This is a genomic window from uncultured Mucilaginibacter sp. (assembly GCF_903893715.1).
In the GTDB taxonomy this organism is placed as follows: domain Bacteria; phylum Bacteroidota; class Bacteroidia; order Sphingobacteriales; family Sphingobacteriaceae; genus Mucilaginibacter.
In genome coordinates this window covers 14,077-39,816 of sequence record NZ_CAITNG010000107.1, presented here as the reverse complement: position 1 = coordinate 39,816, position 25,740 = coordinate 14,077, and the positions used below count along the sequence as shown (strand labels likewise).

23 protein-coding genes and 5 tRNA genes are annotated in these 25,740 nt (G+C 44.3%); 3 read left to right on the top strand and 25 right to left on the bottom strand.

Annotated elements, in window-relative coordinates; translation table 11 throughout:
• Positions 1-17: 17 nt before the first annotated feature.
• The 3 genes from QZX97_RS12060 to gyrB form a co-directional block, all read right to left on the bottom strand.
• Complete coding sequence (locus tag QZX97_RS12060) at positions 18-671, bottom strand: hypothetical protein (RefSeq protein WP_295655655.1); 654 nt, start codon at positions 669-671, stop codon at positions 18-20.
• Positions 668-1,006, bottom strand: a complete 339-nt coding sequence (locus tag QZX97_RS12055) for a PadR family transcriptional regulator (RefSeq protein ID WP_295655656.1) — start codon at positions 1,004-1,006, stop codon at positions 668-670. The genes QZX97_RS12060 and QZX97_RS12055 overlap by 4 nt, the downstream gene beginning before the upstream one ends.
• A 139-nt stretch (positions 1,007-1,145) precedes the next feature.
• The gene (gyrB, locus tag QZX97_RS12050) at positions 1,146-3,146 is read right to left on the bottom strand and encodes a DNA topoisomerase (ATP-hydrolyzing) subunit B (RefSeq protein WP_295655657.1); all 2,001 of its coding nucleotides are present in this window, start codon (positions 3,144-3,146) and stop codon (positions 1,146-1,148) included.
• A gap of 154 nt (positions 3,147-3,300) precedes the next feature.
• On the opposite strand from gyrB, the gene QZX97_RS12045 reads away from it, so the two are divergent.
• The 3 genes from QZX97_RS12045 (at position 3,301) to rfbD (ending at position 5,314) form a co-directional block, all read left to right on the top strand.
• A complete protein-coding gene (locus QZX97_RS12045) occupies positions 3,301-3,888 on the top strand; it encodes an OmpH family outer membrane protein (protein ID WP_295655658.1) in 588 nt (195 codons plus the stop codon).
• 69 nt (positions 3,889-3,957) lie between these two features.
• On the top strand, positions 3,958-4,437 hold the full coding sequence (locus QZX97_RS12040) for a nucleoside deaminase (protein WP_295655659.1): 480 nt from the start codon (positions 3,958-3,960) through the stop codon (positions 4,435-4,437).
• Between the two features lie 16 nt (positions 4,438-4,453).
• Positions 4,454-5,314: a dTDP-4-dehydrorhamnose reductase gene (rfbD, locus tag QZX97_RS12035; RefSeq protein WP_295655660.1), complete on the top strand. Its 861-nt coding sequence runs from the start codon at positions 4,454-4,456 to the stop codon at positions 5,312-5,314.
• A gap of 72 nt (positions 5,315-5,386) precedes the next feature.
• On the opposite strand, the gene rfaE2 is transcribed toward rfbD, so the two are convergent.
• The 22 genes from rfaE2 to QZX97_RS11925 all read right to left on the bottom strand — a co-directional run bounded on the left by rfaE2 (position 5,387) and on the right by QZX97_RS11925 (position 25,594).
• Entirely contained in the window at positions 5,387-5,881 is a 495-nt protein-coding gene (rfaE2, locus tag QZX97_RS12030; RefSeq protein WP_295655661.1) for a D-glycero-beta-D-manno-heptose 1-phosphate adenylyltransferase, read from the bottom strand.
• A 4-nt stretch (positions 5,882-5,885) separates the two neighbouring features.
• Positions 5,886-6,797: a tRNA (adenosine(37)-N6)-dimethylallyltransferase MiaA gene (gene miaA / locus QZX97_RS12025; RefSeq protein ID WP_295655662.1), complete on the bottom strand. Its 912-nt coding sequence runs from the start codon at positions 6,795-6,797 to the stop codon at positions 5,886-5,888.
• Positions 6,798-6,811: 14 nt separating this feature from the next.
• Complete coding sequence (locus QZX97_RS12020) at positions 6,812-7,459, bottom strand: hypothetical protein (RefSeq protein WP_295655663.1); 648 nt, start codon at positions 7,457-7,459, stop codon at positions 6,812-6,814.
• A 36-nt stretch (positions 7,460-7,495) separates the two neighbouring features.
• A complete protein-coding gene (locus tag QZX97_RS12015) occupies positions 7,496-8,914 on the bottom strand; it encodes an HD domain-containing protein (RefSeq protein WP_295664675.1) in 1,419 nt (472 codons plus the stop codon).
• 61 nt (positions 8,915-8,975) lie between these two features.
• Positions 8,976-9,542, bottom strand: coding sequence for an L-threonylcarbamoyladenylate synthase (locus QZX97_RS12010; protein ID WP_295655665.1), 567 nt, complete (start codon positions 9,540-9,542; stop codon positions 8,976-8,978).
• Complete coding sequence (locus tag QZX97_RS12005) at positions 9,535-10,656, bottom strand: glycosyltransferase family 1 protein (protein ID WP_295655666.1); 1,122 nt, start codon at positions 10,654-10,656, stop codon at positions 9,535-9,537. Before QZX97_RS12005 ends, QZX97_RS12010 begins: the two co-directional genes overlap by 8 nt.
• Positions 10,657-10,828: 172 nt before the next feature.
• On the bottom strand, positions 10,829-11,644 hold the full coding sequence (locus QZX97_RS12000; RefSeq protein WP_295655667.1) for a 2,3,4,5-tetrahydropyridine-2,6-dicarboxylate N-succinyltransferase: 816 nt from the start codon (positions 11,642-11,644) through the stop codon (positions 10,829-10,831).
• Between the two features lie 117 nt (positions 11,645-11,761).
• On the bottom strand, positions 11,762-12,073 hold the full coding sequence (locus tag QZX97_RS11995; RefSeq protein ID WP_295655668.1) for a DUF3467 domain-containing protein: 312 nt from the start codon (positions 12,071-12,073) through the stop codon (positions 11,762-11,764).
• 71 nt (positions 12,074-12,144) lie between these two features.
• Positions 12,145-16,428, bottom strand: coding sequence for a DNA-directed RNA polymerase subunit beta' (rpoC, locus tag QZX97_RS11990; protein WP_295655669.1), 4,284 nt, complete (start codon positions 16,426-16,428; stop codon positions 12,145-12,147).
• A gap of 84 nt (positions 16,429-16,512) precedes the next feature.
• Positions 16,513-20,316 (bottom strand): DNA-directed RNA polymerase subunit beta, encoded by a 3,804-nt coding sequence (rpoB, locus tag QZX97_RS11985; protein ID WP_295655670.1) that lies wholly within the window; start codon positions 20,314-20,316, stop codon positions 16,513-16,515.
• A 214-nt stretch (positions 20,317-20,530) separates the two neighbouring features.
• A complete protein-coding gene (gene rplL / locus QZX97_RS11980) occupies positions 20,531-20,914 on the bottom strand; it encodes a 50S ribosomal protein L7/L12 (RefSeq protein WP_295655671.1) in 384 nt (127 codons plus the stop codon).
• 59 nt (positions 20,915-20,973) lie between these two features.
• A complete protein-coding gene (gene rplJ, locus QZX97_RS11975; protein WP_295655673.1) occupies positions 20,974-21,492 on the bottom strand; it encodes a 50S ribosomal protein L10 in 519 nt (172 codons plus the stop codon).
• A gap of 4 nt (positions 21,493-21,496) precedes the next feature.
• Positions 21,497-22,195, bottom strand: a complete 699-nt coding sequence (gene rplA / locus QZX97_RS11970) for a 50S ribosomal protein L1 (RefSeq protein ID WP_295655674.1) — start codon at positions 22,193-22,195, stop codon at positions 21,497-21,499.
• Between the two features lie 24 nt (positions 22,196-22,219).
• Positions 22,220-22,663, bottom strand: coding sequence for a 50S ribosomal protein L11 (rplK, locus tag QZX97_RS11965; protein WP_295655676.1), 444 nt, complete (start codon positions 22,661-22,663; stop codon positions 22,220-22,222).
• A gap of 167 nt (positions 22,664-22,830) precedes the next feature.
• Positions 22,831-23,373, bottom strand: a complete 543-nt coding sequence (nusG, locus tag QZX97_RS11960) for a transcription termination/antitermination protein NusG (RefSeq protein WP_295655677.1) — start codon at positions 23,371-23,373, stop codon at positions 22,831-22,833.
• A gap of 12 nt (positions 23,374-23,385) precedes the next feature.
• Positions 23,386-23,580 carry a preprotein translocase subunit SecE gene (secE, locus tag QZX97_RS11955; protein ID WP_295655678.1) on the bottom strand — a complete coding sequence of 65 codons (195 nt, stop codon included), beginning with the start codon at positions 23,578-23,580 and terminating at the stop codon, positions 23,386-23,388.
• 14 nt (positions 23,581-23,594) lie between these two features.
• Positions 23,595-23,665, bottom strand: a tRNA-Trp gene (locus QZX97_RS11950).
• A gap of 127 nt (positions 23,666-23,792) precedes the next feature.
• On the bottom strand, positions 23,793-24,980 hold the full coding sequence (tuf, locus tag QZX97_RS11945) for an elongation factor Tu (protein WP_295655679.1): 1,188 nt from the start codon (positions 24,978-24,980) through the stop codon (positions 23,793-23,795).
• 58 nt (positions 24,981-25,038) lie between these two features.
• Positions 25,039-25,110: transfer RNA gene (locus tag QZX97_RS11940), tRNA-Thr, on the bottom strand.
• An 88-nt stretch (positions 25,111-25,198) separates the two neighbouring features.
• Positions 25,199-25,271 (bottom strand) — tRNA-Gly (locus QZX97_RS11935).
• Positions 25,272-25,355: 84 nt separating this feature from the next.
• Positions 25,356-25,436, bottom strand: a tRNA-Tyr gene (locus QZX97_RS11930).
• Between the two features lie 85 nt (positions 25,437-25,521).
• Positions 25,522-25,594: transfer RNA gene (locus QZX97_RS11925), tRNA-Thr, on the bottom strand.
• Positions 25,595-25,740 lie beyond the last annotated feature (146 nt).

The window sequence follows — 25,740 nt, the reverse complement described above, 5'->3', positions numbered from 1 at the left end:
AGCACAGCTCAAATCCGTCAGGCGGTAATTAAGCGGTATTCTTCACGGTACAGTTTAAAAAAGCTGAGCACAAATACCGAGTAAACCACGAAAACAAACAAGTTGAGCGTGCCGTACAGGTTAAAGTTCCTCAAAGTAAAACTCACCACGTTAATGGTATTGCACGATAGCATCGCAGCGTTAAAAATATAACCGTCCTTTATGGAGGGTTTGGTATAAACCCCGGAATAATAACCGCTATATTTAGTCATCAGCTTTTTAAAAGCGATAAACAAAAATGGGCATACCGAAGCCCCAAAGGTAACCAATAGCAATACTTTGTGCGATGATGCATGGCTGTCAATCATAAAGCCCACAACAACCAATGCCGCCGTAAGCATCACCGTAGGCCAGTTAAAAAACCATTTGATGTTTTCCCAATGCTTTTTCGACATTGCCGACATGACCAGCCTGGCATGATTCTTTTCCATATCCTTCAGCGCCTCATAGCCGCCAAACTCGTTATCAATAATATTTTTGGTAAGCGTAGTGGCATACAGTTCCTCTTTGGTGTCCATGTTATCAATGGCCGTTACCACATGGTCAAGCAGTTCATCGTAAGTTTCCTGGTATCGGGTAGCGTACCGCAATTCCTGTTTCAGGTCCTGTAATTGTTCTTCGTTCAATTTCATTGCACAGCCGGTTTAAGGTTTAACAATAACTGCAACTGTTCGATAAAAGCCTGTGCCTCGCTCAATTTGCTGGTTACCTCGTTACCGCCTTCTTCCGTCAGCCGGTAATACTTGCGCACACGGTTATCAACTATCTCGGTACTCGTTTCCAATAACCCGTCCGCCTCCAGTTTATGCAGGGCCGGGTACAAAGCGCCCTCGGTCAGCTTAATTTCGCCGGCGGTTATCTCCTTTACCTTTTGCGTAATTTCATACCCATACATCTGCTCGTTATCTTCCAGCAGCTTCAAAATAATGGTTTGCAGGGTCCCCTTTAACAATGGATTTGTGCTCATGATAACAAAGGTATAAAATTTATATACATAACAAAATTATGTATATAAATTTTATCACAAAAAAACCCGCCATCAGCGGGTTTAATTTATTCATCCTAAAAACCAAAAACTCTTGATTCTTGTCTCTTGATTCTATCTCCTAAGTATCTATCCTCGCATACTTCGCATTGCGCTCAATAAACTCGCGGCGGGGGGCAACATCGTCGCCCATCAGCATGCTAAAGGTATGGTCGCACTCGGCAGCGTTTTCAATGGTTACTTTGCGCAGGGTACGGGTTTCGGGGTTCATGGTGGTGTCCCACAATTGGTGGTCGTTCATTTCGCCCAAACCTTTGTAACGCTGTATGTGTACACTGTCCTCTTTACCTGCACCTTTTAAGCGCTGCACGGCCAAGTCGCGCTGGTCTTCTGTCCAGCAGTATTCCTGATCCTTACCTTTTTTTACCAGGTACAAAGGCGGCGCGGCAATATACACATAGCCACGTTCCACCAGTTCCTTCATATAACGGAAAAAGAAAGTCAATATCAAGGTGGTAATGTGCGAACCGTCAACGTCGGCATCCGTCATGATCACTACTTTATGGTAACGCAGCTTGTCAAGGTTCAGGGCCTTCACATCATCCGTGGTGCCTATGCTTACGCCCAGGGCGGTAAACATATTTTTTATTTCCTCGTTCTCGTAAATTTTATGCTCCATGGCCTTCTCCACGTTCAGTATCTTACCACGCAATGGCAAAATGGCCTGGTACTCGCGGTTACGGCCTTGCTTGGCAGTACCACCCGCCGAGTCCCCTTCTACAAGGTATAACTCACAAACCGCAGGGTCGCTATTGGCGCAATCGGCCAGCTTTCCGGGCAGGCCCGAACCGCCCATTACGTTTTTGCGCTGCACCATTTCGCGGGCCTTACGGGCTGCCGCACGGGCCTGTGCAGCTATGATCACCTTGTTTACGATCAGCTTGGCTTCCCTCGGGTTTTCTTCCAAAAAGTTGCCTAATATTTCACCAACGGCCATATCAACAGCACCCATTACTTCGTTGTTGCCCAGCTTGCTTTTGGTTTGCCCTTCAAACTGCGGCTCTTGTACCTTAACCGAAATAATAGCCGTCAACCCTTCGCGGAAGTCATCACCGGTAATTTCAATCTTATTGTTTTTCAGCAAACCTTCCTTATCTGCATAAGCCTTCAAAGTACGCGTCAAACCACGACGGAAACCCGCTACGTGCGTGCCGCCTTCAATGGTATTGATGTTGTTTACATAACTGTGTACGTTTTCGGTATAAGTATCATTGTACTGAAACGCCAACTCCACCGGTATACCGTTTTTCATACCGTCCAAATAGATTGGCTCGGGTATAATAGCTGTACGCATATTGTCCAGATAGCTTACAAACTCGCGTAAGCCACCCTCCGAGTAAAATACTTCGGTTGTAAAAGAACCATCCTCATTTGGTATACGCTCATCGCTCAACGTAAGCTTAATCCCCTTGTTCAGGTAAGCCAGTTCGCGCAAGCGGCCTGCCAGCGTTTCGTACTTATATTCAGTAGTCAGCGTAAATATCTCCGGGTCGGGCTGAAAAGTTTGCGTAGTACCGGTATGGTCCGACACACCAATTTCCTTCACCGGAAACAGCGGTTTGCCTTTTTCGTATTCTTGTGTAAATATCTTGCCTTCGCGGTAAACCAGCGTTTTCATATGTGTCGACAGCGCGTTAACGCAGCTAACGCCCACACCGTGCAAACCACCCGAAACTTTGTAGGTGTCCTTGTCAAACTTACCACCGGCGTGCAACACGGTCATTACAATTTCCAATGCCGATTTTTGCTCCTTGGTGTTGATACCTGTCGGGATACCACGGCCATTATCAATAACCGTAATGGAATTGCCTTTATGGATGATGACATTGATGGTATCGCAATGCCCGGCTAAAGCCTCATCTATCGAGTTATCTACCACCTCATAAACCAGGTGGTGCAAACCTTTTGAGCCCGTATCGCCTATATACATCGACGGTCTTTTCCTAACCGCCTCTAAACCTTCTAAAACCTGTATGTTATCTGCGGAATAATTGGATCTGTCTTCGCTTTCCGCGTTATTTTGTAATTGGTCTTCGTTATTTTCTTCTAATTCTTCGCTCATAAATTGCTATAAAAACACTAAAACCAAAGATACTAAATATGCCCGACATACGGGTCATTGTTGATAAATTGCGACCAGTTATTAACACTAAAAGCAAAACATTAGGATACTTGCACCGAAACTTTATCTTTGTCGAAAAATCACATTAAAATAAATGAAATCATCAGTTCTTAATTTAGCTAAATCAGGTTTAGCGATTATAGTTTTAGGCGCCTTTGTAGCCTGCAACCACGGCACTACCGACTCAAAAACAGCAGTTGCCCCTACACCCGAAAAAGCGGAAATTGTTTATGTAAATACCGATACGCTGTTAAACAAATACGAGTATTCAAAGGATATGGTAAAACGCCTGCAAGCTAAAGGCGATGCCGCTAAAGAAGATTTGCAATCAAAAGGCGCGGCTTTTCAGCGCGAGGTTGACGATTACAAAAAAGTAATGAATTCTATCAGCGCCGATCAGCGCTCTGATAAAGAACAACTGCTGCAACGCAAACAACAGGAGTTGCAAGCTTACCAGCAAAATGCGCAGGCCCAAATTCAAAACGATCAGGCTACCGAGCAAGGCAAATTATTTGATAAGATTTCCGATTTCACAAAAGCTTACGCCAAAGAAAAAGGTTATAAAATGGTACTTACCTTTTCAAAAACAAACCCGGTGGTTTTATATGGCGACCCGAGTTTGGATGTTACCGCCGATGTGGTAAAAAGGTTGAACGACCAATACACTAAAGACAAAAAATAACAGGCCTAAAAGCCCGAAACATGAAACCTCAACCCAAAAGTTGGGGTTTTTTATTGACAAGGAGGATATATGAGCGATGCACAGCACGAAAAATTTATGCGGATAGCCATTGAGCTGGCCGAATACAATGTGAAACAAGGGCAAGGCGGTCCCTTTGGCGCTGTCATCGTAAAGGATGGCATGATCATCGCCCGCAGCGCAAACAAAGTAGTACCAAACAACGACCCAACCGCGCATGCCGAAGTGCTGGCCATACGCACCGCCTGCCAGGAGCTCGAAACTTTTAGTCTGGAAGGTTGTGTGATATACACCAGCTGCGAACCCTGCCCCATGTGCCTCGGTGCTATATACTGGGCCCGTATCGATAAAATATATTATGCCAACAACAAAGCTGATGCCGCTGCCGTAGGTTTTGACGACCAGTTTATTTACGACGAACTCGACAAAAAAATGGACGACCGGAAATTACCTTTTGCCCAGTTGTTGCGCGATGAGGCACAGGGAGCTTTTAAATTATGGCAAACCCTCGAAAACAAAACTGAATATTAGTCATAAATTTGCCGGCATGGATAAAACTACGATTGTATTTGGCGGTTCAGGGCAATTGGGCAATTGCCTCAATGCGGTTGCCGCACAACAAGGCTTTTCGGGTATCGTTTTCCCGCCCGAAGACAAAGCCAATGTATTGGATTTAGCTGCCTTAGATCAGCTTTTTACCGAATACAAACCAGCCTATGCCATCAACTGCGCGGCCTATACTGCCGTGGACAAGGCTGAAGATGATGTTGACCTTGCCCGCAAGATCAATAAAACCGGTGCCGAAAACCTGGCCAAACTTTGCGAAAAGCACAATGCCACGCTGATCCACATCTCTACCGATTTTATATTTGCCGGTAGCGGGAATTTGCCCCTGGCCGAAGACGATATTGCCGAACCTATCAACATATACGGCCTCACCAAGCTGGAAGGCGAGATCGCTGTAGCGGAACAAACCAAACGCTACTATACCCTGCGCACAAGCTGGCTATACTCCGAGTATGGCAACAACTTCGTAAAAACCATGATGCGCCTCGGCACCGAAAAAGACGAACTGAAAATTATTGCCGACCAGATTGGCACACCTACCTACGCCATCGATTTGGCAGGCTGCATCCTCCACATCATCCAAAACGACGAACAAAAATACGGCACCTACCACTATAGCAACGAAGGTGTAACCTCATGGTACGATTTTGCCAAAGCCATTTTCGATATAGCCGGCATCAGCGTCAAAGCATACCCCGTCCGCACAGCCGAATACGTAACCCGCGCCATCCGCCCCGCATTCTCGGTAATGGACAAATCAAAAATTAAACGGGAATTAAACATAGAGATACCCTACTGGCGCGAAAGCCTGGTAAAATGTATCGCGAAATTGAAGGATTAACAATATTTCACGCAAAGACGCTAAGTCGCAAAGAAAAAAAACTTGGCATCTTCGCGCCTTTGCGTGAGCAATTTACCGGTTCTTAATCTTATCAATAATCTTACTCGACGAATACCCCTCCACAAATTCAATAGCTTTCACTTCGCCGCCATTGGCCATCACCTCCGGCGCGCCAACTATCTGGTCTATGCTGTAATCGCCGCCTTTAACCAAAATATCCGGCAATAAAGTGGTAATGGGTATAATCGGCGTATCTTCCTCAAACAACACCACCGCATCGATAAAAAATATAGCCGCCAGCATAATCGAACGGCTGTATTCATCGTTCACCGGCCTTGTAGGCCCTTTTAACCTTCGTGTCGAAGCATCCGAGTTCAGCCCGATGATCAGCTTTTGCCCCAACCCCGCCGCAGCGGCCAAATACGATATATGCCCGATGTGCAGCAAATCGAATACGCCGTTGGTAAACACCACTTTTTGCCCAGCGGCTTTCCATTTTTCCCTTTCTGCTTTTAGGGCGTCAAGGGTGTATAACTTGCTTTTCAGTATTTGGTCGGCTGTGCTCATATATCTATGCTTTGTCTATCAATTCAATCATCGCCTTTATTTGGTTAGGCGCAAACCATGTCATGTCCTTATCTTTATTAAACCAGGTGAGTTGCCTTTTGGCAAATCGCCGTGTATTTTGCTTGATGAGCGCGATGGCCGTCTCCAAATCGGTCAGCCCATCTAAATAATCAAATATTTCGCTGTATCCTACTGTGTTCAGGGCATTATAATCCTTGTAAGGCAGCAGCCCTCGTACTTCGTCTATCAAACCTTGCTTTATCATCTCGTCAACCCGCAGGTTAATGCGCTGGTAAAGCAGTTCACGGGGTAAATTTAAGCCAATTTTAACGGTTTTAAAGGGCCGCTGCTTAACGCTTGATGTATGGTAGGATGAGAACGCCTTCCCCGAACTTTGCATCACCTCCAATGCCCTGATAATGCGCTGCGGGTTATTCAGGTCAACCTGCTCATGGTAAACCGGGTCGGCCGTCTTTAACCTGTCCTGCAAATATTCGATACCTTTTTGCGCGTACAGTTTGTTCAGCTCGTTCCTTACAGCTTCGTCAACGGGGGGAAGTTCGTCAAAACCTTCACATATCGCTTTGATATACAGGCCCGATCCGCCCGCCAGTATCACCTTATCGTGCGATTTAAAAAGCTCGTCAATTACTTTAAGCCCATCCTGTTCAAAATCGCCCACATTGTAACTGTCCGTAACCGAATGCGAGTTAACAAAATGATGTTTGGCCTGCGCCAGTTCTTCCGGAGTTGGCTTGGCGGTACCAATGGCCATCTCGCGGTAATACTGCCTCGAATCAGCCGAAACGATCTCGGTTTGATAATGTCTTGCCAGGTCAATAGCTAACGTGGTTTTGCCAACAGCTGTTGGGCCTGCAATAACAATCAATATTTTTGGGTGGGATGAATTATTCATCAGAATAATCCGTGTTAGTATTCATCGCCCTCGCCTGCATCAAAATGCTCGTTGTCCGAAAACTCACTGCCAAATTCGTCTTCTTCGCCCTCTTCTTCTTCGTGCTCCTCCATATGCGGACTGGCCCTTACTTCATCAGGGTCGCTCACTTCTTCAAAGTCGGCAGTTTCTTCGGCCACATATTCCATCTCGTTCAAAAAGTCAAATTCATCTTCCGCAACTTCGGTTGTGGCGGCCGGCGTAAATACATTGCCAAACTGTTTGGGCGCTTCGCCATTGCTTTTGGCCACATGCGGGTAAGTAATGCCCGGTGTTTCGTCCAATATCTTAATGAGTTCGATATGAAAGTCAAAAGGGCGGTCAAAATTAAAGGTATAGTAAAACTTTTGGTGCGGGTCGTCAATAAACGCGCTCAGTTTCGATTTCTCCATCAATGCCACCCCACGGTCTATTTTACGCTGACTGGGCATATAAGCTATCTCCTGCCCTTTTATCCATTGGTCGTTACTGATGTAGAACGACGAGGAATACTCCGGCTGATACCCTGTGGAAAGGTGTATAGCGCGATGCAAATCCTCAAAGGTGTGCGTCGATTTAATATCAACTTCCCTCGTTACATCATCATAATCTTCAAACGAAACCCTGAACCGGTAAACTGCCATTGGTATACTTAAATTTTAATAGTCAAAAATAATATTTTATTCTGGTTTTCTGCTCGCCACAACTTTCAAGCCAATTTCTTCACCTTTTTTAATCGTGAAATCTATTGCCGCCTCGCGCGAGTTCGGTATATCCCCTTCCAGTATCGCTTCGCGTATCTGGTTTTTGATAATACCTACCTCACGGCCCTCCTTTATATCAAAAAGCGCCATAATATCAATCCCGGTAACGGGTGGCTGCCAGTTGCGTATGCGGTCGCGCTCCTCAACTTCTTTTAGTTTTTTTTGTACCAGCTCAAAGTTGCTCCGGTATTTTTTTATTTTGTATTCGTTTTTGGTGGTGATGTCTGCTTTGCACAACAACATCAAAGCCTCAATATCCTCGCCCGCGTCAAACAACAAACGTCGCAACGCCGAATCTGTTATAGTTTCCTGTGCTAAAACAATGGGCCGCAAATGCAACTGCACCATTTTCTGCACAAACTTCATCTTCTCATTCAAAGGCAACTTCAATTGCGCAAATATCCCGGGCACCATCCTGGCTCCCTTATCTTCATGCCCATGAAACGTCCAGCCATGGCCCGGCTCAAAACGTTTGGTGGGCGGTTTGGCAATATCATGTAAAATTGCCGCCCAACGCAGCCACAGGTCATCTGTAGTCTGACAAATATTGTCCAATACTTCCAGCGTGTGATAAAAATTATCCTTATGCCCTTTCCCGTTGATGATTTCCACGCCCTGCAAAGCCACCATCTGCGGGAAGATGATATGCAGCAAACCTGTATCAAACAACAGCTTAAAACCGATAGATGGCTTTGGCGATAAGATGATTTTGTTCAACTCATCCGTTATCCGCTCCTGCGATACGATTTTGATGCGTTCGGTATTGGTCTTGATGGCTTCAATAGCTATCGGGTCTATCGTAAAATCCAGCTGCGTGGCAAATCGTATGGCCCGCATAATGCGCAAAGGGTCATCGCTAAAAGTCTCTACAGGTTCTAACGGCGTCCGGATGAGCTTGCTTTCCATATCGGCAATACCGCCAAATGGGTCTATCAACTCGCCAAACTGTTTTGGGTGCAAGGCTATCGCCAACGCGTTGATGGTAAAATCCCGGCGTCTCTGGTCATCCTCCAACGTACCATTCTCCACGATTGGCTTGCGCGAATCTGATCGGTATGATTCTTTCCTCGCTCCAACAAACTCTATTTCAAAATCGCGGTAGTTCAGCATGGCCGTACCAAAGCTTTTGAATACAGAAACCTTTACTTTCAGCTTTGCCGCCACCTTTTCCGCGAAAGCAATACCATTGCCTATCACCACTACGTCGATGTCCTTCGACGGCCGGTTCAAATACAGGTCGCGCACAAAGCCGCCTATCACATAAGCATCCACACCCAGCTCACCGGCAATAGCCGAAACCACGTTAAATATAGGATGCTGTAAATGCTGTTTCATTGACGGTACGGTCGGCGTTTAAAGCGCCAAAGGTAATTAATTCAAATTTGGGGCTAAAATATTACCTGCGTATAAATTCGAACCTGCCATCGGGTTCCAACCGCATAATGGTCGACGGTTTCTTCTCTGTCATATCATGTTGATCTACATCAACCACATAATCAACACCTTCTATTATCTCATCGGCAACACCGCTAAAGTTTTTCGGCGATGGTTGTCCGCTAATATTTGCCGAAGTTGATACAATAGGTTTCCGGAAACGCTGTATCAACTGTTTGCAAAACTCATGGCTGGTTACCCGCAGTCCCACACTCCCGTCTTCCGCTATCAGGTTGGGGGCCAAATTTTTAGCGCCCGGCATCACCAACGTCAACGGACTTTCGGCATACTCAATCAGGTCGTAAGCTATATCGGGCACTTCTGTTATATAGCTGGGCAATTTATTGTCGGTATCCACCAAAACAATCAAACTTTTGGCCTCATCGCGCTGTTTTAGCGCATATACTTTCTTTACGGCTTCGGCATTGGTAGCATCGCAGCCTATACCCCAAATGGTATCGGTGGGATATAAGATGATACCGCCGTCCTGTAATACTTTTAATGCCTTGGCAACTTCGTCTTTAAGCATTCGTCAATATATTTTTGTACACGCCCATCATCTGGGCCGCTAACTTTTTCTCTTCAAATTTTCCGGCATACTGCATCCCTTTTTCAACCATCTGCTGACTTAGGGCGGTATCGTTCAAAACCAACGCTATTTTATCGGCAAACCCTTTTTCATCGTCCGGGTCAACATATAAACTATCAGGTCCTCCCGCTTCTTCCAGGCATGAGCCTGTAGCAGCTACCACCGGCGTGCCCGATACCAATGCCTCTAAAACCGGAATGCCAAAACCCTCGTAGCGCGACGGGTAAACAAATACCGATGCCAACTGATATATGGCGGGCAGTTCGTCAAAACGCACGTTACTCAAAAAAATAACCCGCTTCTCAAACTGATTAGCAATAATATACCGCCTGATTTGCTTGATATATGGGCTTTGTTTACCTATCACCACCAGTTTTACATCGGGCAATTGCTTTAATGCTTTAACCAGTACCAATAAATTTTTGCGGGGCTCAATGGTGCCCACGTTCAGTATATAATTGTCGGGCAGGTGGTATTTATCTTTTACCTCAGTTTTCCTTTTCAGCGATTGTCTCGCTTTGAAACTATCGTCGCAGCCCTGGTATATCACTTGTATTTTACCGGCATCAACACCCAAAAGCTCAACAAGGTCGGCTTTTGTTTTCCCGCTTACCGCGACAATGGCATCGGCATGCTTACAGGCATAGCCTACTTTGGCACCATATATCTTACGACTAACAAAACCAAAATACTGCGGAAAGCGCACAAATATCAAATCGTGCACGGTTACAACCGATTTGATGCCCGTGGTGTGGATGCCCATCGGCAGCTCATGGCTCAATCCATGATACACTTCAACCCCGTCCCGTTTCAGGTCCACAATAACACCCTTACTGCGCCATAACGATGTAAAAAACTTACTCTTAGGGCTAATGGTCTTTACATTGTTCAACCCTTCAAGAAAATTCAGGCCGTTCCGCCTCTTCTTCGGCGTATACAACAGGTATTCGTTGTCCGGATAGTCCAAAGCCATCATCCTGATTACCCCTCGGCTGTAATTACCCAGCCCGGTAGTGTTCAAAAATGCCCGTTTGGCTTCGTATCCTATTTTCATTTTTTTATTGTTGGAAAGTTGAAAAGTTTGAAGATTGTAATGTTGTTTGTCTATCTATCTAATAAATTAAGCTATAACGATATGCCCAACGTTCCAAATTAAAGCATTGCAACACTACAACCTTCCAACATTGTAACATTACAACTTTAAAACATTCCAACTTTCCAACAATTTATACGGCTACGTTATTCTCGCGCAAGGCGTCGTTCAACGAGGTTTTTTTATCTGTAGATGCTTTGCGTTTGCCGATGATCAATGCGCAAGGCACCTGATAATCGCCCGCCGGGAATTTTTTGGTATACGACCCCGGTATCACTACCGAACGTGCCGGCACAAAGCTTTTGTATTCAACAGGTTCATCGCCGGTAACATCAATAATTTTGGTCGATGCGGTCAGCACCACATTAGCGCCTAACACCACCTCCTCTTCCAAATGCACACCTTCAACTACAATAGCGCGCGAGCCTAAAAAGCAATTATCTTCAATAATTACGGGGGCACCTTGCACAGGTTCCAACACACCGCCAATACCAACGCCGCCGCTCAAATGCACATGCTTACCGATCTGCGCGCACGAGCCTACCGTGGCCCAGGTATCAACCATGGTACCTTCGTCAACATATGCGCCAATATTTACATACGATGGCATCATGATAACCCCACGGGCCAAAAATGCGCCGTAACGGGCTATACCATGTGGTACCACACGCACGCCAAGTTCCTTGTAATTGGTTTTCAGTTTCATTTTGTCATGAAACACAAAAGGGCCGGTTTCTATCACCTCCATACTCCTTGTCGGGAAGTACAGTATTACCGCTTTTTTTATCCAGTCGTTCACATGCCAGCGCGAGCCAATCTTTTCGGCGCAACGCAACTCGCCTTTGTCCAAATGGTCAATTACGGTTTCAATGGCGTTGATGTATTCTTTATAAGTAATCAGGTTCCTGTCTTCCCAGGCCTCTTCAATCAGTTTTTTCAGGTTTTGCATTGCAGAAATTTGTAGAAATAAATAAACAATCAGGGCTATAAACCCCAATAATTGAGCACGAAGATATAAAAAATGAAGTTAAGGTTTCAAAAATCGGCTTTACCAAAAGCCATCATATTACGCCTGGCCAACAGTCCCGCCAAAATTCATCGGGAAGCCAATATGCTCATCCTGTATCTTGATGCGGCCATTTACTGCCTCAAATTTTTCAACATTATCGCTCAAAGCGGTAAGCAAACGTTTGGCGTGCTCGGGCGTTAATATGATTCTCGATTTTACCCTTGCTTTCGGTACGCCCGGCATAATCCTGATAAAATCCAGCACAAACTCCGAGTTGGAATGTGTGATGATGGCCAGGTTTGAGTATATACCCTCGGCTATCTCTTCCGATAGTTCAATGTTCAGCTGGTTGTCGTGTTGTTCTTCCATCGTGGGATAAAAATAAAAAAGTCCTCTCTTAAAAGAGAGGACTTGATAAACTTTATTTAATTGCTGTTCAATTAAGCTTCAACTTCTTCGGTTTTCGAAGCCATTAAGCGGTCAAATTCCTCTTTCGAGCCTACGCGGATATTTTCGTATACACGTAAACCTGTTCCTGATGGAATTAAGTGGCCAACTATAACGTTTTCTTTCAAACCAAGCATTTTGTCAATCTTACCGGCAATAGCGGCTTCGTTCAGTACTTTGGTAGTTTCCTGGAACGATGCGGCCGACATAAACGACTTAGTACCTAACGACGCCCTGGTTATACCTTGCAGCATAGCGCTCGATGTTGCAGGGATAGCATCCCTTACTTCGGCCAATTTCAAATCCTTACGTTTCAGAACCGAGTTTTCGTCCCTCAGTTTCCTCAACGAAACAATTTGTCCTGCTTTCAGTGTGTTCGAATCTCCGGGATCAACGATAACTTTCTTGTCGAATATCTCGTCGTTCTCAACCATAAAGTCCCAACCGTTAACTGCTTCTTTCTCTAAGAAACGGGTATCGCCGGCATCTTCAATGGTAACTTTCTGCATCATTTGGTGAACAATCACCTCAAAGTGCTTATCGTTAATTTTCACACCTTGCAAACGGTAAACTTCTTGTATACCGTTAACCAGGTATTCTTGTACCGCTGCAGGGCCTTTAATTGCAAGGATGTCAGCTGGTGATATCGAACCATCAGATAAAGGCATACCTGCCTTCACAAAGTCGTTATCCTGTACCAGGATGTGTTTCGACAATGGAACCAAATATTTCTTAACCTGCCCGTCTTTCGATTCGATGGTGATTTCGCGATTACCACGTTTAACACCACCTAAGGTTACCACACCGTCAATTTCGGTTACTACCGCAGGGTTCGATGGGTTACGTGCTTCAAACAACTCGGTTACACGCGGCAAACCACCTGTAATATCGCGGGTTTTACCTGTCGAACGTGGTATTTTAGCGATAACCTGGCCTGTTTGGATCTTCTCACCTTCGTCAACCGCGATGTGCGCGCCTACCGGGATGTTATATCCTTTAACCACATTGCCTTTTTCCACAATCTGGATAACAGGGTTTTTAGTTTTATCACGTGTATCGATAATTACTTTCTCGCGGTGACCGGTTTGTTCGTCCGATTCTTCGCGGAAAGTAATACCTTCCTGTATCGCTTCAAACTGTGCTTTACCTGCAAATTCCGAAATGATAACCGCATTGTACGGATCCCATGAACAGATGCGGTCGCCTTTAGTGATCTTGCTGCCGTCTTTTACATATAAATAAGCACCGTAAGGGATGTTGTTACTTACAATAACCTTGTTTGTACCGGCTTCAACAATCCGGAACTCGCCCGAACGACCTAATACCACTTCAACAGGCCCTTCTTCGGTTGTGAAAGGTACGGTACGTACGTTTTCAAACTCGATAACACCTTCAAACTTAGCGTTGATCTGTGATTCAGCTGCAATGTTCGACGCGGTACCACCCACGTGGAAGGTACGCAATGTTAACTGTGTACCCGGCTCACCAATCGATTGCGCGGCAATTACACCGACAGCCTCGCCCATTTGCACACGTTTACCGCTTGCAAGGTTACGGCCATAGCATAAAGCACACACACCGCGTTTGCTTTCGCAGGTCAATACCGAACGTATCTCGATACCCTCTAACGGAGAGTTCTGGATCTTACGTGCTATTTCTTCTTCAATATCTTCACCTGCCGAAACCAACAATTCGTTCGTGATCGGGTCATAAACATCGTGTAACGATGTACGGCCCAAAATACGATCATATAATGGTTCAACAATGTCTTCGTTGTCTTTTAACGCTGTTGTATAGATACCACGCAGTGTACCGCAATCCACATCACCTACAATCATGTCTTGTGCAACATCATGTAAACGACGGGTCAGGTAACCCGCATCGGCTGTTTTCAACGCTGTATCCGCCAAACCTTTACGTGCACCGTGGGTGGATATAAAGTACTCCAATACCGACAAACCTTCTTTAAAGTTCGAAAGGATCGGGTTCTCGATGATCTCACCACCTGAGCCTGATTTTTGCGGTTTCGCCATCAATCCACGCATACCTGCCAGCTGCCTGATCTGTTCTTTCGAACCACGGGCACCCGAGTCAAGCATCATGTAAACCGAGTTGAAGCCCTGGTTATCTGTCGACAGTATTTCCATCACGTTTGCAGTCAAACGGTTGTTGATACGTGTCCAAACGTCAATAATTTGGTTGTAACGCTCGTTGTTGGTAATGAAACCCATGTTGTAGTTGGCCATTACGTCTTCCACTTCTTTCGAAGCTTGCTCAATCAGGGTAACTTTTTCAGCAGGGATATTCAAATCCTTCAGGTTAAACGACAAACCACCACGGAATGCCATTTGGAAACCTAATTCCTTAATGTCATCCAAAAACTGTGCGGCACGCGCCATACCGGTAACCTTAACAACGGTACCAATGATATCACGCAGTGATTTCTTGGTCAGCAATTCGTTAATGTAACCAACTTCGGCAGGTACATGCAAGTTAAACAATACGCGTCCAACAGTAGTATCAGTCAACTGGTTAACTATACTTCCGTCTTTTTGCTTAACGTTTACTTTTACTTTGATAAAGGCGTGCAGGTCAACTTTCTTCTCATTGTAGGCAATAATTACTTCCTCAGGTGAGTAGAAATTTAAGCCTGAACCAACAACAGTGTGGCCCGGCTCGCTCTTACGTCCTTTGGTAATGTAATATAAGCCCAAAACCATATCTTGCGATGGTACTGTAATTGGCGTACCGTTGGCAGGGTTCAAAATATTGTGCGACGCAAGCATCAAAATTTGCGCCTCTAAAATGGCAGCATTGCCCAGCGGTACGTGAACAGCCATCTGGTCACCGTCAAAATCCGCGTTAAATGCTGTACAGGTTAAAGGGTGCAACTGGATAGCTTTACCTTCAATCAGTTTTGGTTGAAAGGCCTGGATACCTAACCTGTGCAATGTAGGCGCACGGTTTAATAATACAGGGTGTCCCTTCAATACGTTTTCCAAAATATCCCAAACTAAGGGGTCTTTACGGTCAACTATTTTTTTAGCCGATTTTACTGTTTTTACCACACCGCGCTCTATCATCTTGCGGATGATAAACGGTTTGAACAGCTCAGCAGCCATATCTTTTGGTAAACCGCATTCGTGCAGTTTAAGGCTTGGGCCTACAACAATTACCGAACGTGCCGAGTAATCCACACGTTTACCCAATAAGTTTTGACGGAAACGGCCTTGTTTACCTTTCAGGATGTCTGAAAGCGATTTCAATGCACGGTTACCTTCAGTTTTAACGGCGTTAACTTTACGTGAGTTGTCAAATAACGAATCCACAGCTTCCTGCAGCATACGTTTTTCGTTACGCAAGATTACTTCCGGTGCTTTTATCTCGATCAAACGTTTTAAACGGTTGTTACGGATAATTACACGACGGTATAAGTCGTTCAAATCCGAAGTAGCGAAACGGCCGCCCTCCAATGGCACCAACGGGCGCAATTCAGGAGGTATAACCGGAACAATCTTCACGATCATCCACTCAGGGTTGTTCTCAATACGTGTTTTCGCGTCGCGGAAAGCCTCAACAACCTGCAAACGTTTTAAAGCTTCGTTTTTACGTTGTTGCGATGTTTCGTTAGCTGCCTGGTGGCGCAAGTCGTACGACTGCTGATCCAAATCCAGGCGTTTTAGCAACTCTTCCAAAGCTTCGGCACCCATTTTGGCAACAAACTTCTGAGGGTCCTTGTCATCCAGGTACTGGTTTTCCTTTGGTAAAGTATCCAATATATCCAGGTATTCTTCTTCTGTCAGGAAATCCATTTTATTGATCCCGTCAGCTTCTTTAATACCGGCTTGTATTACTACATAACGTTCGTAGTAGATGATCAGATCCAGTTTTTTAGTAGGCAAGCCCAATAAATAACCGATCTTGTTTGGCAACGAACGGAAATACCAGATGTGCGCAACAGGCACCACCAAATTGATGTGGCCCATACGCTCGCGACGAACTTTCTTTTCGGTTACTTCAACACCGCAACGGTCGCATACGATACCCTTGTAACGGATACGTTTGTATTTACCGCAATGGCACTCGTAATCTTTAACCGGACCGAAAATACGCTCGCAGAACAAACCATCACGCTCAGGTTTGTAGGTCCTGTAGTTAATGGTCTCTGGTTTTAAAACTTCGCCACTTGAACGCTCCAGTATCGACTCCGGAGAAGCCAGACTGATCGTGATCGTGGTGAAATTACTTTTGATTTTATTATCCTTTTTGTATGACATAGCTCTTTTTGTGTTTTGAGTTATGAGTTGCGGGTTGCGAGTGATCGGTATTTAACCGGTAACTCACAACCCATAACCCGCAACTTATTCCAATGTGATATCCAAACCTAAACCTCTTAACTCATGAACCAATACGTTGAATGATTCAGGAACCGATGGTGTTGGCAGGTTCTCGCCTTTTACAATAGCCTCATAAGTTTTGGCACGGCCCACAACATCATCCGACTTAACAGTCAAAATCTCTTGCAGTATGTTTGCTGCACCGAATGCTTCCAGTGCCCAAACCTCCATCTCACCAAAACGCTGACCACCAAACTGGGCTTTACCGCCCAATGGTTGTTGTGTAATTAACGAGTATGGCCCGATTGAACGTGCGTGCATCTTATCATCAACCATGTGGCCTAATTTCAGCATGTAGATAATACCTACAGTAGTTTGCTGATCAAAGCGATCACCGGTTAAACCGTTGTAAAGGTATGTTCTGCCCGATTCAGGTATGCCGGCCTTTTTCACCCACTCTTCTACTTCTTCATGGCTTGCACCATCAAAAATCGGAGTAGCAAATTTAACACCAAGCTCTTTACCTGCCCAGCCCAATACAGTTTCGTATATCTGGCCAAGGTTCATACGCGAAGGTACGCCCAGCGGGTTCAACACAATATCAACAGGTGTTCCGTCTTCAAGGAAAGGCATGTCTTCATCACGTACAATACGTGCAACAATACCTTTATTACCGTGGCGGCCGGCCATCTTATCACCTACTTTAAGCTTACGCTTTTTAGCGATGTAAACTTTGGCCATTTGTACGATACCTGACGGTAACTCATCACCTACGCTGATCGCGAATTTATCACGACGGTAAGCACCCAGCTCTTCGTTCACCTTGATGCCATAGTTGTGGATCAGCAACTTGATCTGATCGTTCTTGTCATCATCAGTGGTCCATTTAGTTGGGTTGATGTTACTAAATTCAAGTTCCAAAAGGATTTTTTGGGTGAATTTAACACCTTTAGCTACCAACAGCTCTTTGTAAACGTTGTACACACCTTGCGATGTTTTGCCGTTAACGATCTCGAATAACTTATCAACTAACAAGTTTTTCAGGTCTTTAATAGCTTTATCATGTTTGGTATCCAACTTCTCGATCGCTGCTTTTTCTTCAGCTTTCGAAGTTTTCTTGGCACGGCTGAACAATTTTGTATCGATAACCACACCATTGATTGATGGCGGGGTTTTTAACGATGCATCCTTAACGTCGCCTGCTTTATCACCAAATATGGCACGTAGCAGTTTTTCTTCCGGCGATGGGTCCGACTCACCTTTAGGGGTAATCTTACCGATCAAAATATCGCCTTCTTTAACTTCGGCACCTACACGGATAATACCGTTCTCGTCAAGGTCCTTAGTGGCCTCTTCCGATACGTTAGGTATATCCGGTGTCAATTCTTCTTCACCACGCTTGGTATCACGTACTTCCAATTCAAATTCTTCAACGTGGATAGAAGTAAAGATATCCTGCGATACCACACGCTCAGAAATCACGATCGCATCCTCAAAGTTGAAACCTTGCCAAGGCATGAAAGCCACTTTAAGGTTACGTCCAAGTGCTAATTCGCCATCTTGAGTGGCATATCCTTCGCAAAGTACCTGTCCTTTTTCAACACGTTGGCCTTTCTTAACGATAGGCTTCAGGTTCATGGTGGTACTTTGGTTGGTTTTCTTAAACTTGATCAACCTGTACGATTTGGTATCGCCTTCAAACGAAACCAAACGGTCAAGTTCATCACGGTCGTATTTTATACGTATCTCGTTAGCGTCAACATATTCAACAACACCATCACCTTCGGCATTAATAAGCGTACGCGAATCTTTTGCCACACGGCCTTCTAAACCTGTACCTACTATCGGCGCTTCGGGGCGCAATAACGGTACGGCCTGGCGTTGCATGTTCGAACCCATCAGCGCACGGTTAGCATCATCATGTTCCAGGAAAGGAATCAGCGAAGCTGCTATCGACGTGATCTGGTTTGGCGCAATGTCCATATAATCCAAACGGTCGGGCTCAATGATCGGGAAGTCACCTTCAAAACGAGCTTTCACTTTTGGAGTTTTAAACACACCGTCATCACCATAAACCGCGTTGGCTTGTCCGATGGTTTTGCCATCTTCATCCTCTGCAGATAAGTAAATAACAGGCTCTGCCATTTGCACTACACCGTTAACTACCTTTTTATAAGGCGTTTCGATGAAGCCCAGGTTATTGATCTTGGCGTGGATACACAACGAAGAAATCAAACCGATGTTCGGTCCTTCAGGTGTTTCAATGGTACACAACCTACCGTAGTGGGTATAGTGAACGTCGCGCACCTCAAAACCGGCACGCTCGCGCGACAGACCACCGGGCCCTAAGGCCGACAGACGACGCTTGTGCGTAATCTCTGCCAGTGGGTTGGTTTGGTCCATAAACTGCGATAACTGGTTAGTTCCAAAGAACGAGTTGATCACAGATGATAGGGTACGTGCGTTAATTAAGTCAGTCGGTGTAAATACCTCGTTGTCGCGGATGTTCATACGCTCGCGGATGGTACGGGCCATACGGGCCAAACCAACACCAAACTGTGCAAACAATTGCTCACCTACGGTACGTACACGACGGTTTGACAAGTGGTCAATATCATCCACCTCAGCCTTCGAGTTGATCAGTTTGATCAGGTATTTAACAATGGCGATGATATCGTCCTTGGTTAAAACCTTCACCTCGTTAGGCGTGGTCAATTTCAATTTACGGTTGATGCGGTACCTGCCCACATCACCCAGGTCATAACGCTTGTCCGAAAAGAACAAACGGTCGATGATACCACGAGCAGTTTCCTCATCAGGTGGTTCAGCGTTACGTAACTGGCGATAGATATGTTCAACGGCCTCTTTTTCAGAGTTCGATGTATCTTTTTGTAATGTATTGTATATAATGGTATAATCACCGCTGGTGGCAGCATCTTCCTTGTTCAGGATGATGGTTTTTACACCTGCGTCAATGATCATATCGATATGGTCATCTTCTAAAACGGTTTCGCGCTCCAAAATGATCTCGTTCCTGTCGATTGAAACTACCTCACCGGTATCTTCATCCACAAAGTCTTCAACCCATTTTTTAAGCACCCTTGCAGCAAGCTTACGTCCAATAAATTTCTTCAGGCCCGATTTGCTTACCTTAACCTCGTCGGCCAATTCAAATAATTCCAAAATGTCCTTATCCGAATCATAACCAATGGCCCGCAGCAATGTGGTAACCGGGAATTTCTTCTTACGGTCAATATAGGCGTACATCACGTTGTTAACGTCTGTCGCGAATTCTATCCACGATCCTTTAAAAGGGATAACACGTGCCGAGTATAATTTTGTTCCGTTAGTGTGGCGGCTTTGTCCAAAAAACACACCTGGCGAACGGTGCAATTGCGATACAATCACGCGCTCGGCGCCATTGATAACAAAGGTACCTTTAGGTGTCATGTAAGGGATAGTTCCCAAATACACATCCTGAACAATGGTTTCAAAGTCCTCATGCTCTTCATCGTTGCACGATAAGCGCAGTTTGGCCTTTAATGGCACACTGTGGGTTAACCCGCGCTCAATACACTCTTGTATATCGTAACGTGGCGGGTCGATAAAATAGTCAAGAAACTCCAGTACGAAAATATTTCTTGAATCTGAGATCGGAAAGTTTTCGGCAAATACCTTGAACAACCCCTCTTTATAGCGGTTATCCGATGTGGTTTGCAATTGAAAAAATTCCTGGAACGACTGTAACTGCACGTCCAGAAAATCAGGATATTCCAATACTTTCCTGCTGGTCGCAAAGTTTACTCTTTGATTACTTTTGTTTGCCAAGGGATGATAATTTTAGTTTATTGATAAACTTAGATAGATTATGAGAACTTAGATGTGAGCGTTGGGATGATGGGTTCAATTTAAATGCCTTGGTAACCGTGGCAAAAACTCAAACATCAAATCTATGGTCTCAAATCTATTAGGCAATATAAACGACAATAGACCCCGACCAAAAAGGGTCGGAGTCTCATGTCAAATTAGCTGTATGGTTAAATTACTTAACCTCAACAACAGCTCCTGCTTCTTCTAATTGTTTTTTCAAGCTTTCAGCTTCTTCTTTAGTAACACCTGTTTTTACTTCTTTAGGTGCTGCATCTACTAAGTCTTTTGCTTCTTTCAAGCCTAAGCCGGTTAAATCTTTTACCAATTTAACAACCGCTAATTTAGCGCCACCAGCTTCTTTCAATATAACATCGAATGCTGTTTGAACTGCCTCTGCTGCTGGTGCATCGCCACCGCCTGCAGGTGCTGCTGCTACTGCAACTGCTGCTGCAGCTGGTTCAATACCGTACTCATCTTTCAAGATCTGAGCTAATTCGTTAACTTCTTTTACTGTCAAGTTTACCAACTGTTCAGCAAACGCTTTTAAATCTGCCATTATTATAATTTTTAATTAATGCTTTGTGATTTTTAAATTCAAACTTTAAGGTAGTTTGTTTAACCTCTTTCTTGTAATGTTTTAACTATGCCGGCCAATTTGTTACCACCCGATTGCAGGGCACCGATAACGTTTTTAGCAGGCGATTGCAATAAGCCAATAATTTCGCCAATCAACTGTTCTTTCGACTTCAGGTTGATCAGTGCATCTAACTGGTTATCGCCAACAAATACCGCTGTATCAATGTAAGCTGCTTTTAAAATTGGCTTATCACCTGTCTTACGTAATTGTTTGATCAGTTTTGCCGGGGCAGTGCCTGATTTTGAGAACATAATAGATGACGAACCTTTCAAAACATCGTACATTTCACTAAAATCGCCGTCAATAGCCAACATGGCTTTCTTGATCAGTGTATTTTTAGTTACCTGCATTTTGATGTCGCTTTCAAAGCATTTACGGCGGATATCGTTGATCTTCGCAACCGTTAAGTTTGAAGTATCGGTAATATAAAAATTACCATACTCTTTCATTTGCTCAGTAAGGGCAATTACTACGTCGTGTTTTTCTTCTTTATTCATGACTTTAGATCCCCGCTACTGTTTTAGTTTCAATTTCGATTCCCGGAGACATAGTTGAAGAAACGTGAATGCTCTTAAAATATGTTCCTTTTGCTGCTGATGGTTTTAATTTCGATATGATCTGGAGGATCTCCAAAGCATTCTCATAAATTTTCTCAGCAGGGAAAGATACTTTTCCTATTGATGCATGGATGATACCGGTCTTGTCAACCTTGAAATCGATCTTACCTGCTTTTACCTCGGTTACAGCTTTACCAACTTCGGTAGTTACTGTACCCGATTTAGGGTTAGGCATCAGGTTACGTGGTCCGAGTATCCTACCCAAACGACCTACCTTAGCCATCACACTTGGCATAGTGATGATAATATCAACATCAGTCCATCCGCCTTCAATCTTGGCAATATAATCATCCAAACCTACAAAATCTGCACCTGCGTCTTTTGCTTCTTGCTCCTTATCGGGAGTACAAAGCACCAATACACGTACAGTTTTACCGGTTCCATGAGGTAAGGTGGCAATACCACGCACCATTTGATTGGCTTTGCGCGGGTCTACACCTAAACGAACATCTATATCAACAGACGAGTCAAACTTGGTATTAGTAATATCTTTTACCAAACTTGCTGCATCCTGTAAAGAATACGCTTTATTAACCTCAATTTTGGATAGTGCCGCTTTCTGATTTTTTGTTAATCTTGCCACTGTCTTTTAACTGATTTTAATTAATTAATTATTCCAGGGCGCTGTACCGGAAACGGTAATTCCCATACTGCGTGCTGTGCCGGCAACCATTTTCATGGCCGATTCTACTGTAAACGCGTTCAAATCGGTCATTTTATCTTTCGCTATGGTTTCAACCTGACCCCAGTTTACACTGGCAACCTTTTTACGGTTTGGCTCGGCCGAACCACTCTTTAAACCTGATACTTCCATTAACTGGATAGCAACCGGTGGAGTTTTGATGATAAAATCGAACGACTTGTCGACATAAACGGTAATTACTACCGGCAACACTTTACCTGGCTTGTCTTGGGTACGGGCATTAAACTGCTTGCAAAACTCCATAATGTTAACACCTTTAGCACCCAATGCTGGGCCTATTGGTGGTGATGGGTTTGCCGCGCCGCCCTTTACCTGTAGTTTTACTAACGCACCGACTTCTTTTGCCATTTTAATTTACTTTATTTAATACTCAATGTTAGTAAGTGGAAGCTATGTAACATTTAAGATTTTTTGATATCGGATTTCGGATGTTCAATTTCGAATTTATCCTATCCCTCTATCTATATTTTTAATTTTTTAATTCCGACGTCGAAAATCCGACATCCGGAATAAGATTACTCTTTCTCTACCTGCATGTAATTCAATTCCAAAGGTGTACGCCTTCCGAATATTTTTACCATTACTTTCAGTTTCTTTTTCTCTTCGTTCACCTCTTCTATCACGCCGCTAAAGCCATTGAATGGTCCGTCCATTACTTTAACGTTTTCGCCAACGTAATACGGTACGTTCATTACTTCGCCCTGCGCGCTCATCTCGTCAACCTTACCTAAAATACGGTTAACTTCGGCCTGGCGCAATGGGATGGCGTTACCTTGTTTATCGCCCAAAAAGCCGATCACACTATTGATATTTTTGATAATGTGCTCCAACTCCCCGTCTAAAGCGGCTTCCATCAATACATAGCCCGGAAAAAAATTGCGCTCCTTGGCTATCTTTTTACCGTCGCGCATCTGATAATATTTTTCCATCGGTATCAAAACCTGTGGAACCAAATGCGATATGCCCAAACGGTTTATTTCGGCATCTATATATTGTTTAACTTTTTTTTCTTTACCACTAATGGCCCTAACAACGTACCATTTCAATTGATCGCTCATCCTATTAAAATATTACGCTAAGGTTTTATAAAAATAATGCAACAAATTACCAAACGCCTGGTCCATGGCCAATATGATGAACGCTATAATAATAGCCGCTATCAATACCAACATCGCGCTGCTTTGCAGTTCGCTCCAAGTGGGCCAGGTTACTTTCTGGGTCAGTTCTTCGTACGATTCTTTTATATATTCTGTTACTTTAGCCATTTCATTATATTCTGCACGGGAACAAGGATTCGAACCCTGATCAAAGGTTTTGGAGACCTCTATTCTACCATTGAACTATTCCCGTATACCCTAAACCCAAAAATCGGGTTTAATTGTTTTTTATATATTAGTACAAAAGTACCGGGACGTAAATCCCGGTACTTTTTGTAATAAAATTAACCGTTCAGTACCTTTTTTTCGAGGTATCCGAATTATTTCAATATTTCAGTTACCTGACCGGCACCTACTGTACGACCACCCTCACGGATAGCGAAACGTAAGCCTTTTTCCATTGCGATAGCGTTGATCAGCTTTACAGTGATGGTAACGTTATCACCAGGCATAACCATTTCTACACCTTCGGCCAACGAAATTTCGCCGGTTACGTCAGTTGTACGGAAATAGAATTGCGGACGGTATTTGTTGAAGAATGGTGTGTGACGACCACCTTCTGCTTTTGATAATACGTAAACTTCTGCTTTGAAATCGGTGTGCGGGGTTACCGAACCTGGTTTGCAAATAACCATACCACGACGGATAGCTTCTTTTTCAATACCACGTAACAATAAACCTACGTTATCACCAGCTTCGCCACGGTCAAGGATTTTGCGGAACATCTCAACACCTGTTACGGTCGATTTCAAGTTCTCAGCACCCATACCTAATATATCAACCTGATCGCCAGAGTTAATTACACCACGCTCGATACGACCGGTTGCAACGGTACCACGACCAGTGATCGAGAATACGTCTTCAACAGGCATCAAGAAAGGCAATTCAGTTAAACGTGGAGGGATTGGGATGTAGTTATCTACAGCATCCATCAACTCCATAATTTTACCAACCCATTTTGCATCACCGTTCAAACCACCTAAGGCCGAACCTTGGATAACAGGGATATCATCACCTGGATATTCGTAGAACGATAACAGTTCGCGGATTTCCATCTCAACAAGCTCTAACAATTCCGGATCATCAACCATATCCACTTTATTCATAAACACAACCAATGCAGGTACACCTACCTGGCGTGCCAACAGGATGTGCTCGCGTGTTTGCGGCATCGGACCGTCAGTTGCAGCAACTACGATGATAGCACCGTCCATTTGGGCAGCACCTGTAACCATGTTTTTCACATAGTCAGCGTGACCCGGGCAGTCAACGTGTGCGTAGTGACGGGTTGCAGTCGAGTACTCAACGTGCGCAGTGTTAATAGTAATACCACGCTCTTTTTCTTCAGGAGCCGAGTCAATTGAATCAAATGAACGGGCTTCTGATAAACCTGCATCAGCTAATACTTTTGTGATAGCTGCTGTAAGGGTTGTTTTGCCGTGGTCAACGTGACCGATAGTACCGATGTTTAAGTGCGGCTTGCTGCGGTCAAACTTTTCTTTTGCCATGATTTATAAAATGTTTGTAGGTTAATTTATTTTCTAATTATTATAATACACAATTTTGAGCCAACAATGGGATTTGAACCCATGACCTCTTCCTTACCAAGGAAGTGCTCTACCCCTGAGCTACGTCGGCTTTTAAAGTTCAGCAGTTCATTTGTTGATTGGTTCATTTGTTCAAACCAATGAACTCATGAACAGTTAAACCAATGAACCAAGTCTCGAGCGGAAGACGAGGTTCGAACTCGCGACCTATAGCTTGGAAGGCTATCGCTCTACCAACTGAGCTACTTCCGCTTTTGTTTAAAGTTTGAGTGATTGATTTAATGAATGATTGATTAATCAATAACTCGCTCATTCAATCACTCAAAAATTATCCCGTGGGGGGAGAAGGATTCGAACCTTCGTAGCCGAAGCAACGGATTTACAGTCCGTCCCATTTGACCGCTCTGGTATCCCCCCGTCTCAATTTCGGATTTCCGATTCACAATTTCGAATTTAAACCCTTAAGAGAAAAAATCCGAAATCGAATATTCGAAATCAAGAGAGCCTCCTATCGGGATCGAACCAATGACCTACTGATTACAAGTCAGTCGCTCTACCAGCTGAGCTAAGGAGGCAAAACTATTTTTAAGAACAATCCATTTGAATTACGAGGTGCGTGTTGACTACCTCTCCAAAAGGGATTGCAAATCTACACATTTTAAACCCTGAACAAAATTTTTTTATAAAAAAAATCGACAGGTTATTTACCTGCCGATTTTCA